This window comes from uncultured Roseovarius sp. (assembly GCF_947489715.1).
Lineage (GTDB): Bacteria > Pseudomonadota > Alphaproteobacteria > Rhodobacterales > Rhodobacteraceae > Roseovarius.
Genome location: NZ_CANLER010000002.1, coordinates 92,044 through 104,816, shown reverse-complemented (window position 1 = coordinate 104,816; position 12,773 = coordinate 92,044). Strand labels below are relative to the sequence as shown.

Genomic DNA, 12,773 nt, shown 5'->3' with positions numbered 1-12,773 from the left:
GGGCACCTTGAGCCTTGGTCTCAATCGCAGTAAGCCTCTGCCCGACCAAGGAGGCTTGTCCATGCCGGTATATCTGAACGCAGAGGATGCGGATTTCGAGGAAGCTTTCGAGAGGCTTCTGGGCGCCAAGCGCGAAGACAGCCCTGATGTGGACAACGTGGTTGCCGAAATAATTGCCGATGTTCAGACGCGCGGCGATGCGGCCGTGATCGAGCTGACCGAGCGGTTTGACCGGATGGCATTGCGTGCGGATCAGTTGCGGTTCACCGAGGCGGAAATCGACGCCCTGATTACAAATGTTCCGGATGCCGAGCGCGCGGCACTTGAGGTGGCAGCAGACCGGATCAGATCCTACCATGAACGGCAATTACCAAGCGACGAAAGCTGGACTGACGCGCAGGGTGCCTTGCTGGGCTGGCGCTGGACGCCGGTGAGTGCCGCGGGGCTTTATGTGCCGGGCGGTCTGGCCTCGTACCCGTCATCGGTGTTGATGAACGCGATTCCGGCGAAAGTGGCCGGAGTTGAGCGGTTGGCAATCACCGTGCCGACACCGGACGGGCAGGCCAATCCGCTGGTTCTGCTGGCGGCCCGGCTGGCGGGGGTGGACGAGGTTTACCGCATCGGCGGCGCACAGGCCATCGCCGCGCTGGCCTATGGCACAGAGACCATCGCCCGGGTGGACAAGATTACCGGACCGGGCAATGCATTTGTCGCCGCCGCGAAACGGCGTGTTTTCGGGAAAGTGGGCATCGATATGATCGCCGGCCCCTCTGAAATTCTGGTGATCGCCGATGCAGACAACAACCCGGACTGGATTGCACTGGATATGCTGAGCCAGGCCGAACATGACGAAAGTGCCCAGTCGATCCTGATCACGGATGATGCCGGTTTTGCGCGGGCTGTCGGAGGCGCCATTGACCGGCACCTAGAAACCCTGGAACGGCGCGAGATCGCCGGGGCCAGTTGGCGGGACTACGGTGCGGTGATCGTGGTGCCCGATCTGGGCAAGGCTGCCGAATTGTCGAACCGCGTTGCGCCTGAGCATCTGGAGCTTTGCGTGGCCGATGCCGATGCGCTGTCGGAAAAGATCACCCATGCAGGGGCGATTTTCCTGGGCGCCTGGACACCCGAAGCGATCGGCGATTACGTGGGCGGGCCGAACCACGTATTGCCAACGGCGCGGTCGGCGCGGTTCAGCAGCGGGTTGAGCGTGATGGATTTTCTCAAGCGTACGACATTGGCGCGAATGACGCCGGCAGCGCTCAGGGCGATCGGCCCGGCGGCGGAAACCCTTGCGAAATCCGAAAGCCTGCAGGCGCATGGCCTGTCCGTGCGCGCGCGGTTGGATCATCTGAACGACTGAGCTGGGCTTGCCCAATCGCGCCGGTGCGTCCTAGACTTGGGCGATGACGCGCGACATGCCCAATATCCCCGAAGAAACCATTGCCAACTGGCAGCGGATCATTGACCTGATCGCGAAGCTGGCCGATGTGCCCGCGGGACTTGTGATGCGAACGATGGCGCCACGCCACGCGGTGTTTGTGACCAGCCGGACCGAGGAAAATCCCTATGAGGTTGGTCGTGAGTTCCGGCTGCATGACAAGCTTTATTGTCAGGGTGTCTTTGACAATGATGGCGAACTGGTTGTCGAAGACGCGCCTTGCGAACCGCGCTGGCGCGACAATGAAGACCTTGAACACGGGATGAGCTTTTACATCGGCTACCCGCTGAAATGGCCCGATGGCGCGGTGTTTGGCACGATCTGCGTTCTGGACCGGCGGCGCAACAAACGCGCCCTTCTGTTTCGCGAAGGCCTTCAGGAATTTGCCCGCGTGATTGAGGCCGACCTGGTCTTGCTGACCGAGATCGACGCCCGCACCCGGCTTGAGGCGCAATTGCAGGAAACGCTGGACCACCTTGAAAAACGCGTGGGCGAACGCACGCAGGAACTGGAAGAGGCCAACACCGCCCTGCGTGTATTGTTGTCAAATGTCGAGCAGGCACGGCAGGATTACGACCAGCAATTTCTGCGTCAGATCAAAGGTCTGGTGATGCCGCATCTATCGCGGTTGCGCACGAGGTTGAGCCGCGACCCGGTGGCCCTGACCTATCTGGAACTGATGGAAAGCAGCCTCAAATCCATCTCGGCGTCCTATTCCAGCAAACTGGCGACCGCGTTCGAAGCGCTTACACCGGCCGAGTTGGAGATCGCGCAGATGGTGATGCGGGGCCAGACCACCAAGGAAATCGCGCAGACCCTGGCGCGCGAAACCAGCACGGTTGATTTTCACCGCAACAATATCCGCCGCAAGCTGGGTATTCACGGCAGCAGTCAGAACCTGCGCAGTCTTCTTTTGTCAATCCAGTGACTATGGGGGAAATCCCCATACTTTCCCCATGATTTTTCCGTAATCACGGAACGCGTCACCGTTGTTAGCCTGTAAGTGCCGGGCATGGCCTGCGCGAAATCTGACAACAGGGACAAAAAACATGAAAAAAGACGACCTGAAACCGACCGTGCTGAACGGTGCGAAAGATGATCTGGCAACGGGCCTCTCGCGCCGGTCCTTCTTCATGGCCGCCGGGGCGACAGGGGTCGGGGCCGCCGCAACCCTGCTGAGTGGCACCGCTGCGCGCGCCCATTCCACGGATTGGCTTCAACCGGGCAACAACAACCACGTGATTGATCTGCAAGCCACCACCGGCGGTATGGTCGACGGCGCGGTCGGCATCGACTTTTTCGGCCATTGCGCGATCAAGATCACCTCGCCGGGCGGAGCCACGGTTCTGTTTGACCCCTGGCGGGATGACCCGTCAGGCGCTTGGGGGCTTTGGTTCAAGAACGAATTCCCTGAAACGCCGGCCGATATCTGCATGTCGACCCACACGCATTTCGATCATGACGCCATTGACCGGCCGGTCTCGACCATGGTGCTGGACCGGATGGTGGGCAATTTCGAGTTTGCCGATCTGAAGATCACGGGCTTTGCCGACAAGCATGCTTGCGTCGCACCCGGTTGGTACAGCTGGACCGATGCGCTGGCCGAATTCGGGGTCGAGGCCTGCCCGCCCAACAATGTGGGCCATATGGATATGGTCGTCTATCTGGTCGAAACCGGCGGCATACGAACGCTGATCTGGGGCGATAACCGCCATAATCCACCGGAGGGGTTCTGGGATACGATTGGTCAGGTCGATGTGCTGACCCTGCCGGTCGACGGCTCACAGCACATTCTGTCTTATGACATGGGCAATGACATCGTCGAACGGCTGAAGCCCAAGGTGATCATCCCCACCCATTATCTGAACGAGACCACCAGCTACACGCTGACCACGCTTCAGGTGGCGGATGACTGGGTGAAGGCGCAGAAAAGCTATCAGATGCTGGACGGTGCAAGCCTGTCACTCAACGCCGCGGATGTGGCCCAGATGGATCGCGAATTCATGTATTTCGGCCACAACGCGCAGACGGCCTGACCCGGGCCGCGGCCGGGGCGGCCTCCCTCACAAGACAGCCGCTCCGGCAAATTCATCCACTCACTGGACGTCGGCCCTGTGTCGTGTAGCGTGCTACCTGAAGCGACGCCTACAACCGGATATCATGGATGAAACGACGCTATAGCTGGCCCGAGGGGCATTGGAACTGGCCGGTCAACCTGACCCATCAGCACGGGGTTCGTGCCGGGCAGATGATCTTTACCGGCGGTCAGGTTGATCTGGACGCCGAGGGAGTGGTGCGCAACCCCGGCGACATCCACCCGCAATGTGACGCGGCAATGCAGTATCTGTCGGATGTCCTGACGGATTTGGGCGTGGGTGTCGAAGATCTGGTCCGGCTGGTGGTTTATTTTGTCGGTGACGCCGCGACCGAGGCGCGTCTGCTGGATCAGTTGGCAGGCATTCTGGCGGGGCGGGCGCAGCCGGTGGTCAACCTGATCGCGCTGCCTGAATTGTGTTATCCGGAGATGATGATCGAAATCGAAGGTGTCGCCATGCGGGGCGAGGATGATCGGCCCGTGCCACGCCAGTGCCTTCATCTGCCCGATATGCCCGCATTGTCAAAGGCTTTTTCGCATCTGGTGGTGTGTGGCGATATGATTTTCACGGGCGATATCTCTGCAGTCGCGTGTGATGGTCGCGTAGAGGCCGCCGGAGATGTAGTGCGCCAGACCGAGATCATGATGGATCAGCTGTCACGGGCACTGTCCTCGGCCGGGGCGGATATGGGCGACGTGGTCAAGCTGAATGTATTCTATGTGGGGGCCGGATCAGCGGAGGATTGGGAAGAACCTGCAAAAATCCGCGCCGGTTACTTTCCTGATCCCGGGCCCGCGCCCACCGGAATGCCTGTGCCGTATTTTCCAAACCCGGAGGTGATGACCAAGATTTACGTCACCGCGATGAAGGGCGAAAAAACCCATGCCTGGCCTGTGGGACACTGGGACTGGACAACGCCGCTGCCTTACAAACACGGCAACAAATGCGGGCAGGTCATCCATGTGGGGGGACAGGTGTCGCTGGACAGTGCCGCCAACGTGGTTGATCCGGGGAACATGGTGGCGCAAACCCGGCGCGCGATGGCGAATGTCGAAAAGGTGCTGGCCGATCTGGGCGCGGGGCTGGATGATGTCGTCAAGGTTACGACCTTTTATCAAGGCAATGCCTCGGCCGAGGCGCTGCATGAGAACCTGCTGATCCGTTCGAATTCCTATACCGCGCCCGGTCCGGCCACTACTGGCATACCGATGCCCGCGCTGGTTTACCGGAATATGGTGATCGAGATCGAAGTTACGGCCATTCTGGATGCCTGAGGGCTGTGCCCATTCCGCCGCGGCAATACCCTGCGATCTGATCCCGGATTGCCCACGCGGTGATCCTGCGCTAGTGATTTGCCAGCTTGCCAAGTGGAAAGACCGTGAGATGACCCGTATCAGCCACATCGAATTGGATGACGCCAACCTGCCCCCGCCCACGCCCGAGATCGAGCAGGAGCGGAAAGTGGCAATGTTTGACCTGATCGAAGGCAATACCTTTGATCTGCCCAAGCGCGACGACCGTATCGTGCCGCCCGGTCCCTACCGGGTGCAGCTGTCCATCAGGGAAAAACGTCTGGTCTTTGATATCCGCACCGAGGCCGAGGAGCCGGCGGCAGAGTTTCACCTGTCGCTCAGTCCGTTCCGCCAAGTGGTCAAGGATTACTGGCAGATCTGCGAAAGCTATTTTGATGCGGTCAAGAACATGCCGCCCAGCCAGATCGAAACCATCGACATGGCCCGTCGAGGCATTCACAACGAAGGCGCCCGTATTCTGGAGGAACGGCTGGAAGGCAAGGCCGAGATCGACAATGACACCGCCCGCCGCCTCTTCACGCTGATTTGCGTGCTGCATTTCGGGGCCTGATGCATATGGTTGAGGAGCTTCCTCAGTCCGTTCTGTTCTGCTGTGACCACAATGCCGTGCGGTCTCCCATGGCAGAAGGGATCATGAAGAAGTTTTATGGAACAGATACTTACGTGCAGTCTGCTGGTGTCAAAAGCGACATGGATATCGACGGTTTCAGCATTGCCGTCTGTGGCGAAATCGGGGTCGAGCTGGACCGCCACCGGACCCGCAGTTTCGATGAGATGGAGCAGTGGGGTGATGACCTGTCATCGTTCGATCTGGTTGTCTCACTCAGCCCGGCCAGCCAGCGCCGGGCATTGGAATTGACCCGGGTTTTCCACCTTGAAGTGATCTATTGGCCGATCATGGACCCGACCGGTCTGGGGGAAACCCGCGAGGCCAAGCTGGGATCATACCGACAGACCCGCGACCAGATTATCGGCCATCTGACAGAACGCTGGGGCCCTCCGAAGGAGCAGACATGAAGATCGTCATTCAGGATTATTTTGATGCTTTCAACACCGGCGATGTGCCGGGAATGCTGGCCTGTTTGTCGGATGATGTTGAGCATTATGTGAACGAAGGTCAGGTGCGTCAGGGCAAGGAATTGTTCCGCAGCTTTTGTGAGCATATGAACCGCTGTTATCGCGAAGAGCTGACGGATATGGTGATTTTCGAGGCTGAAAACGGCACCCGGGCCGCGGCGGAATTCGTGGTCAACGGCACCTATCTGAAAACTGATGAGGGCCTGCCCGAAGCCGATGGACAAACCTATCGCTTGCCTGCTGGGTCTTTCTTTTCCCTGAAAGACAGCATGATCACGCGTGTCGTGACCTATTACAATCTGGCAGACTGGACGCGACAGGTGTCATGATCCGGGTTGAGCGGCTGACGGGCGACGCGCTGGGCGCGGCATTGGAAGATGTGGCCCAGCTGCGGATCGAGGTTTTTCGCGCCTATCCCTATCTTTACGATGGCGATGTCGCCTACGAGCGCAGCTATCTGCAAACCTATCGGGACAGCGCCGATGCCATCCTTGTCGGGGCCTTTGACGGTGCCCGTCTGGTGGGGGCATCCACCGGGACGCCGATGGAAGATCACGCCGAGTTTGCCGGGGCGTTTCATGGGCAGGATATCGAACTTGAGGAGATATTCTATTGCGCCGAAAGCGTCTTGCTGCCGCAATACCGGGGTCAGGGTGTCGGGCATGCGTTTTTCGATGCGCGCGAGGCGCATGGCCGCGATCTGGGGCGGCGATATTCGGCCTTTTGCGGGGTGATCAGACCGTATGATCATCCGCTCAAACCCGGGGGCTATGCCCCGCTTGATCCGTTCTGGCGCAAACGCGGATACGCACCCGTCGACGGGGCGATTGCACGGTATTGCTGGAAGGATATTGACCAGCCCGCCGAGACGGATCATGCGCTGCAATTCTGGATGCGGACGCTCTGATCCGGCGAATCGGGGTCAAGCCACTGGTTAACAAGGTAAAGCCCCGGGCAGTATTACGTCGGTATCACGTCGGTATTACGTCGGTATTTGGCACCGACGAGGCCGTGGTTAACAAAGCGCGCGGCTGTTTTTCGGGCAAGCCGGCCTGGGCCTGAGCGACCTAGACGGGATCAGTGTTCGCGCAGCAGACGGCCCAGACCGGGCAGCCGGTCGTCAATTCCAGCCTGCCGCAGGCAATCCCACAGCATCGCCTGATTGCTGCAGATCACCGGTTTGCCGAGGCGCTGTTCGATCTCGTCCACCACGTCGATGCTGCGCAGAGCGCCGCAGCTGAGCAGGATGGTATCGGCCTCGGGCGTGTCGATGGCACGGGCATAGTCGATCAGGTAGTCGGGTGCGACGCGGATCATCTGGGTGTCGTAATCCAGCCCCATGCCATGACAGGCGACAACGTTGAAACCCGCCCCGGTCAGATAGGCGGCGACATTGTCGTTCAGTTCGGCCACATAAGGGGAGCCAAGCGTGATGCTGCGCGCACCCATCGCTGTGAGCGCTTTGCGCACGGCGCCAGCCAGTGTCGATGTCTTGGCCCCCGGCGCACCCTTGGCAAGTTCGGCGCAGGAGGCGTCTTCGCCGACGGCAACGGTGCCGGACGTGCAGCCGAAACAGATCACGTCCAGCCCGTCATCGGGCAGAATGCGCGCGGCGGTTTCGGCCAGCGACCCGCGCAGCTGCGCCAGGCTTTCGGTCGAGATTTCACGCGGCATGGTGGCGCGGCTGAAATAGACGCCGACACCGGGTGGCATATGGCGGATCATGTCCTCTTCGATGGTCTGTTCATTGGGGATCAGCACGAACCCGATCCTGGCGCGGGCGTTGCGCCCATCGTCAAATTGCACGTTCTCAAGAACGGCTTGCCGAGCGGCAGCGGTAAGATCATCGGGCTTGTTCATCGGACGCTCCTGCGGTTGCGTTGCTGAACAGTCTACATTTATTGGCCTTTCGGGCAATCGCCGTGATTTCCCCCGACACCCTATCCTTTTGGGTTGTGGGAAGGATGCGACGGGCATCCAAAAAGTTAACAAATTGCGAATCGGAGGGCTTCCCAGGGTGATTCGCGTCTGTTAACCTTTCCTTAATAAAAAAAATAAAAGGCAGGCATACAGGCAATGAAGACGGGCTTTCGAGGCACGTTTGTCATCTCCTGGTCGCAGACGGAAGTGGACGGTTTAGAAGCCGCCCCGGTACAGGCGTTAAGTGTGGGGGCCGCGTGGTCTTGGCGGGGTGACGTCGTACGGGTGGACGGTCCAGGTGAACTCCTGCGCCTTGAGCGGGCAGACGGTGATATGACGAACCGCAAGCGTGCGGCACGGATCGTGCGGCGACTTGTTGGTGCAGCGATTACACATACCAAGGATCTGGAAAAGGTCGATATCGAGGACCCGCTGACCGATAGCGGCTTCGTGGTGACCGACGGGGCGCAGAGCTATACCGTGACGATGATCGAAGTGGGGCGCGGGGCACCGCCGCTGCTGATGTTCCTTGATGAAATTCCACCACGCGACACCGAGATGTGGATTGTGCATCATTCCCTTGAAGGATTGCGCTGTTCCAGCACCGAACCGATGGCGGGCGGGGTGATCTGCTTTACCCCCGGCACCCGGATCGAAACGCCGCAGGGGCCGCGTTTGGTGGAAGAGTTGCGCGAGGGCGATTTCGTTCAGACCAAGGATAATGGCGCGCAGGAGATCGAATGGGTCGGCAGCCGGCGGATGACCGGCGCGCGCCTGTTTGCGATGCCACGATTGCGGCCAGTACGCATTCGCGCCGGTGCCCTGGGGATTGACCGGCCGGATGCCGAATTGCTGGTCAGCCCGGAACACCGGATGTTGATCAAGGGGGACGTGGCGCGGTCGCTTTTCAACGTGCCCGAAGTGCTGGTGTCGGCCAAGGATCTGATCAACGGGTCAACGGTTTCGGTCGACCTGGCGGTGCGCGAGGTCACATATGTTCATCTGTTGTTGCCGCAGCATCAGGTGCTTTGGGCGAACGGGATTGAGACCGAAAGCTTCCATCCGGCCAGCACCTCGCTTGAGATGTTGGATGCGGACGACAAGAAGCGCCTGCTGGAGCTGAATGCGCGTCTGGAATACGAGCCGCTTGCCTATGGCTGTTTCGCCCGGCGCAATCTGAGCAGTTCCGAGGCGGCCATCCTGGCGCATGAGGCGGCGTAGAACCGCAACGCCTGCCCATCGGGCCGCTCGGGCACTGCTCCTGCATTTGGATTGACGCGGATCCTGTTGTCGCCAGGTGTCTATTGCAAACCAGGGAAATAATCCGGGTGTTTCGCCCGGCGCGTGTTGACTCTGTGCTGCGGCGCAGTATAAGCGCGCATTCATTGGTGTTGGTGGCCCTCGCAAGGGGATGCCTGTCAGGAGAAATCCAGAGGACAACGCCCTTCAATTCCGCAGCTTTCGGGCAGCGGAGCACGCAAAACTGAAGGAGAACAGCCGTGACCAAACGCACGTCTGCCAAGTACAAAATCGACCGCCGGATGGGCGAAAACATCTGGGGTCGTCCGAAATCCCCGGTCAACCGTCGCGAATACGGCCCCGGCCAGCATGGTCAGCGCCGCAAAGGCAAAATCTCGGACTTCGGTCTGCAGCTGCGCGCCAAGCAGAAGCTGAAAGGCTACTACGGCGATCTGACCGAAAAGCAATTCAAACGCGTTTACGCCGAAGCCGCCCGTGTAAAGGGTGACACCGGCGAAAACCTGATCGGCCTGCTGGAGCGTCGTCTGGACGCGGTTGTCTACCGTGCCAAATTCGTTGCCACCATGTTTGCCGCGCGTCAGTTCGTGAACCACGGCCATGTCCGCGTGAACGGCAAGAAGGTCAACATCCCCTCCTACCGCGTGAAAGAGGGTGACGTGATCGAAGTGCGTGACCGGTCCAAGCAAATGGCGGTTCTGCTGGAAGCCACGCAACTGGCCGAGCGTGATGTGCCCGATTACATCGACGCCGATCATTCGAAGATGGTTGCAACTTTCGTCCGCACTCCGGGTCTGAGCGACGTGCCTTATCCGGTGATGATGGAACCGAACCTCGTCATCGAATTCTACGCGCAGAACTAAGCCTAACCATAGTCTGCCAGGGGCCGCGACGGGAAACCGCCGCGGCCCTTTTCGTTTGGTGCTGGTCAAGGTGCGGCACCGCAGATAGAAAACGCCACGGGAGGCGCAGTAATGACGATTATCACACCCCAGCCAGGGATCATGGACATCGAGCTGTATCAGGGCGGTGCGGCGCATATCGATGGTGTCAGCAACGTGGTCAAGCTGAGCTCGAACGAAAATCCCTTTGGCCCCAGCGAGGCGGCGAAAGAGGCGTTCCGCAAGGTGGCGTTTGATCTGCACCGCTATCCATCGACCGATCATACTGCGCTGCGTGACGCGATCGGCGCGGTGCATGGTGTCGACGCAAGCCGCGTCGTCTGCGGTGTCGGCAGCGATGAGATCATCGCCTTTCTCTGTCAGGCCTATGCCGGTCCGGGGGATGAGGTGATCCACACCGAACACGGGTTCGCGATGTACCGGATTTCGTCACTGGCAAATGGTGCGACCCCGGTCGAGGTACGTGAACGCGAACGGGTCACCGATGTGGATGCCATTCTTGCGGCCTGCACGGAGCGGACCAAGCTGGTTTTCCTCGCCAATCCCAACAACCCCACCGGCACCATGATCGGTGAGGCCGAGATGGCGCGGCTGGCGGACGGGTTACCGCCGCAGGCGTTGCTGGTGATCGACGGGGCCTATGCGGAATATGTCGAAGGGTATGACGGCGGGGCCGGTCTGGTGGACAGCCGCGAGAACGTGGTGATGACGCGCACCTTCTCCAAGCTTTACGGTCTGGGCGGGTTGCGCGTGGGCTGGGGCTATGGCCCGCAACATGTGGTTGATGTGCTCAACCGCGTGCGGGGCCCGTTCAACCTGTCGAACGCGGCACTGGCTGCGGCTGAGGCTGCCGTGCGTGACACCGCCTGGGCCGAGAAATGCCGGAATGACAACAACCGCCTGCGGTCCTGGCTGGCCGAGGCGCTGGCGGGACACGGGGTGGTGTCCGACACGTCGCTTGCGAATTTCATTCTGGCGCGTTTTGCCGACAGGGAAGAGGCCGAAGCCTGTGATGCGCATCTGCAATCGCAAGGGCTGATCGTGCGCAAGGTGGCGGGCTACAACCTGCCCAATTGCCTGCGGATCACCATTGGCGACGAACCCGGCTGCCGCCGGGTGGCCCATGCGGTGGGGCAGTTCATGGGGGACGAGGTATGAACGTGATCTATGACCGCGTGGCGCTGATCGGGCTGGGCCTGATCGCCTCGTCCATGTTCTGGGCGATGAAGCGCAAGGGGTTGGTCGGTGAGGTGACAGGCTATGCCCGCTCTGCCGAGACCCGTGATACTGCCCGTGAGATTGGCCTGTGTGACCGGGTCTGTGACAGCGCCGCAGAGGCGGCGCGGGACGCTGATCTGGTGGTGCTCTGCGTGCCGGTGGGCGCAATGGGCGTGGTCGCAGCCGAAATCGCAACGGCGTTGAAACCGGGTGCTACGGTCAGCGATGTGGGTTCGGTCAAGAAGGCGGTGATCGCCGCGGTGGCGCCACATCTGCCCACGGGCGTGCATTTCGTGCCTGCGCACCCGATGGCAGGGACAGAACACTCCGGGCCTACTTCGGGGTTTGCTGAACTTTTCGACAACAAATACACGCTTATCGTGCCGGTTGCCGGCAGCGACCGCACCGCTGTCGATCGGCTTGAGAGTCTTTGGCACGGCATGGGTGCGAAGACCGATGAAATGGACGCGGATCACCATGATCTGGTCTGCGCCGTCACCAGTCACGCACCCCACCTGATTGCCTATACGATGGTGGGTGTCGCTGATGACATTCGCCGGGTAACAGACAGCGAGGTGATCAAATATTCCGCCGCAGGATTTCGCGACTTTACGCGGATCGCTGCGAGTGATCCGACCATGTGGCGCGATGTGTTTCTGACGAACAAGGATGCGACGCTGGAAATTCTGGGCCGGTTCACCGAGGAATTGTTTGCGCTTCAGAAAGCTATTCGCGATGGTGACGGTGAGCATCTGTATGATTATTTCACCCGTACGCGTGCGATCCGGAAAGGCATCATCGACGCAGGGCAGGATACTGATGCCCCAGATTTTGGCCGCGGAAAGGTATGAATAATGCGTGTTTTGGTAATGATTTCCCTGGTTCTTGCCTCGTGTTCCTCTTCGGCCAATGGCCCGGGCTATTCTACCAGGGGCACGGTTGCACGCGGGGCGGTTTGCGGTGACGCGTCTATTCAAGGCACCAACGTTGGCAATGTCCCCGGCAAGCTGCGGGGCTGCGGTTTGGATGATGCGGTCAAGATCAGCTCGGTCAGCGGTGTCGCCTTGAGCCAGCAATCGGTGATGGATTGTCGTACTGCCCGGACGCTGAAATCGTGGATTGATAAGGGCATGAAACCGGCGGTGGGCAAACGTGGTGGCGGCGTCGTGCGCCTACGTGTTGCCGCGCATTATGCCTGTCGCACGCGCAACAGCCGCAGGGGGGCCAAGATATCGGAGCATGGCAAGGGCCGGGCGATTGATATTTCAGCCTTCACGCTGGCCGATGGCAGCGAAATTTCGGTGCTGAAGCACTGGGGCAGTGGCCGGAAAGGCCGCATTCTGAAAAAGATGCATCGCAGCGCCTGCGGGCCGTTTGGTACCGTTCTGGGGCCAAATTCCGACCGGCATCATCGCGATCATTTCCATTTCGACACAGCGCGGCATCGCAGCGGTTCCTACTGCCGCTAAAGCGTTTCCAGTTCACATTGATCGCTTGTTCGCTGCCTCTCGCTACGCTCGAACGCGAAAAGCGATGATGCTTGTTTCAA

At 60.1% G+C, this 12,773-nt stretch carries 14 protein-coding genes; 13 read left to right on the top strand and 1 reads right to left on the bottom strand.

Annotated features, from left to right (window positions below):
* Positions 1-61 precede the first annotated feature (61 nt).
* The 8 genes from hisD to Q1B27_RS06105 all read left to right on the top strand — a co-directional run bounded on the left by hisD (position 62) and on the right by Q1B27_RS06105 (position 6,834).
* Positions 62-1,363 carry a histidinol dehydrogenase gene (gene hisD, locus Q1B27_RS06140; RefSeq protein WP_299845239.1) on the top strand — a complete coding sequence of 434 codons (1,302 nt, stop codon included), beginning with the start codon at positions 62-64 and terminating at the stop codon, positions 1,361-1,363.
* A 55-nt stretch (positions 1,364-1,418) separates the two neighbouring features.
* Entirely contained in the window at positions 1,419-2,369 is a 951-nt protein-coding gene (locus Q1B27_RS06135) for a LuxR C-terminal-related transcriptional regulator (RefSeq protein ID WP_299845237.1), read from the top strand.
* A 121-nt stretch (positions 2,370-2,490) separates the two neighbouring features.
* Positions 2,491-3,477, top strand: a complete 987-nt coding sequence (locus Q1B27_RS06130) for an MBL fold metallo-hydrolase (protein ID WP_299845234.1) — start codon at positions 2,491-2,493, stop codon at positions 3,475-3,477.
* Between the two features lie 128 nt (positions 3,478-3,605).
* Positions 3,606-4,811, top strand: a complete 1,206-nt coding sequence (locus Q1B27_RS06125; protein WP_299845231.1) for a RidA family protein — start codon at positions 3,606-3,608, stop codon at positions 4,809-4,811.
* 109 nt (positions 4,812-4,920) lie between these two features.
* Positions 4,921-5,400, top strand: coding sequence for a UPF0262 family protein (locus Q1B27_RS06120; protein WP_299846811.1), 480 nt, complete (start codon positions 4,921-4,923; stop codon positions 5,398-5,400).
* Between the two features lie 5 nt (positions 5,401-5,405).
* Entirely contained in the window at positions 5,406-5,867 is a 462-nt protein-coding gene (locus tag Q1B27_RS06115; RefSeq protein WP_299845228.1) for a low molecular weight phosphatase family protein, read from the top strand.
* On the top strand, positions 5,864-6,256 hold the full coding sequence (locus tag Q1B27_RS06110; protein WP_299845225.1) for a ketosteroid isomerase-related protein: 393 nt from the start codon (positions 5,864-5,866) through the stop codon (positions 6,254-6,256). Before Q1B27_RS06115 ends, Q1B27_RS06110 begins: the two co-directional genes overlap by 4 nt.
* Entirely contained in the window at positions 6,253-6,834 is a 582-nt protein-coding gene (locus tag Q1B27_RS06105) for a GNAT family N-acetyltransferase (protein ID WP_299845223.1), read from the top strand. Before Q1B27_RS06110 ends, Q1B27_RS06105 begins: the two co-directional genes overlap by 4 nt.
* Positions 6,835-7,004: 170 nt before the next feature.
* Here the strand turns inward: Q1B27_RS06105 and Q1B27_RS06100 are convergent, their stop codons facing one another.
* Positions 7,005-7,787 (bottom strand): arylmalonate decarboxylase, encoded by a 783-nt coding sequence (locus Q1B27_RS06100; protein ID WP_299845220.1) that lies wholly within the window; start codon positions 7,785-7,787, stop codon positions 7,005-7,007.
* Positions 7,788-8,003: 216 nt separating this feature from the next.
* Between Q1B27_RS06100 and Q1B27_RS06095 the strand changes: the two genes are divergently transcribed.
* From Q1B27_RS06095 to Q1B27_RS06075, 5 genes are all read left to right on the top strand, one after another.
* Complete coding sequence (locus Q1B27_RS06095; protein WP_299845218.1) at positions 8,004-9,068, top strand: Hint domain-containing protein; 1,065 nt, start codon at positions 8,004-8,006, stop codon at positions 9,066-9,068.
* A 278-nt stretch (positions 9,069-9,346) separates the two neighbouring features.
* A complete protein-coding gene (gene rpsD, locus Q1B27_RS06090) occupies positions 9,347-9,967 on the top strand; it encodes a 30S ribosomal protein S4 (RefSeq protein ID WP_085802413.1) in 621 nt (206 codons plus the stop codon).
* A 111-nt stretch (positions 9,968-10,078) separates the two neighbouring features.
* Positions 10,079-11,164 (top strand): histidinol-phosphate transaminase, encoded by a 1,086-nt coding sequence (gene hisC, locus Q1B27_RS06085; RefSeq protein ID WP_299845209.1) that lies wholly within the window; start codon positions 10,079-10,081, stop codon positions 11,162-11,164.
* On the top strand, positions 11,161-12,075 hold the full coding sequence (locus Q1B27_RS06080) for a prephenate/arogenate dehydrogenase family protein (RefSeq protein ID WP_299845207.1): 915 nt from the start codon (positions 11,161-11,163) through the stop codon (positions 12,073-12,075). Before hisC ends, Q1B27_RS06080 begins: the two co-directional genes overlap by 4 nt.
* Before the next feature lie 3 nt (positions 12,076-12,078).
* Positions 12,079-12,693 (top strand): extensin family protein, encoded by a 615-nt coding sequence (locus Q1B27_RS06075; protein ID WP_367181338.1) that lies wholly within the window; start codon positions 12,079-12,081, stop codon positions 12,691-12,693.
* Positions 12,694-12,773 lie beyond the last annotated feature (80 nt).

Excerpts from the sequence above, each read along its gene's own strand:
- hisD (WP_299845239.1), top strand. The coding sequence starts at position 62 with ATGCCGGTATATCTGAACGCAGAGGATGCGGATTTCGAGGAAGCTTTC.
- Q1B27_RS06135 (WP_299845237.1), top strand. The coding sequence starts at position 1,419 with ATGCCCAATATCCCCGAAGAAACCATTGCCAACTGGCAGCGGATCATT.
- Q1B27_RS06130 (WP_299845234.1), top strand. The coding sequence starts at position 2,491 with ATGAAAAAAGACGACCTGAAACCGACCGTGCTGAACGGTGCGAAAGAT.
- Q1B27_RS06125 (WP_299845231.1), top strand. The coding sequence starts at position 3,606 with ATGAAACGACGCTATAGCTGGCCCGAGGGGCATTGGAACTGGCCGGTC.
- Q1B27_RS06120 (WP_299846811.1), top strand. The coding sequence starts at position 4,921 with ATGACCCGTATCAGCCACATCGAATTGGATGACGCCAACCTGCCCCCG.
- Q1B27_RS06115 (WP_299845228.1), top strand. The coding sequence starts at position 5,406 with ATGGTTGAGGAGCTTCCTCAGTCCGTTCTGTTCTGCTGTGACCACAAT.
- Q1B27_RS06110 (WP_299845225.1), top strand. The coding sequence starts at position 5,864 with ATGAAGATCGTCATTCAGGATTATTTTGATGCTTTCAACACCGGCGAT.
- Q1B27_RS06105 (WP_299845223.1), top strand. The coding sequence starts at position 6,253 with ATGATCCGGGTTGAGCGGCTGACGGGCGACGCGCTGGGCGCGGCATTG.
- Q1B27_RS06100 (WP_299845220.1), bottom strand. The coding sequence starts at position 7,787 with ATGAACAAGCCCGATGATCTTACCGCTGCCGCTCGGCAAGCCGTTCTT.
- Q1B27_RS06095 (WP_299845218.1), top strand. The coding sequence starts at position 8,004 with ATGAAGACGGGCTTTCGAGGCACGTTTGTCATCTCCTGGTCGCAGACG.
- hisC (WP_299845209.1), top strand. The coding sequence starts at position 10,079 with ATGACGATTATCACACCCCAGCCAGGGATCATGGACATCGAGCTGTAT.
- Q1B27_RS06080 (WP_299845207.1), top strand. The coding sequence starts at position 11,161 with ATGAACGTGATCTATGACCGCGTGGCGCTGATCGGGCTGGGCCTGATC.
- Q1B27_RS06075 (WP_367181338.1), top strand. The coding sequence starts at position 12,079 with ATGCGTGTTTTGGTAATGATTTCCCTGGTTCTTGCCTCGTGTTCCTCT.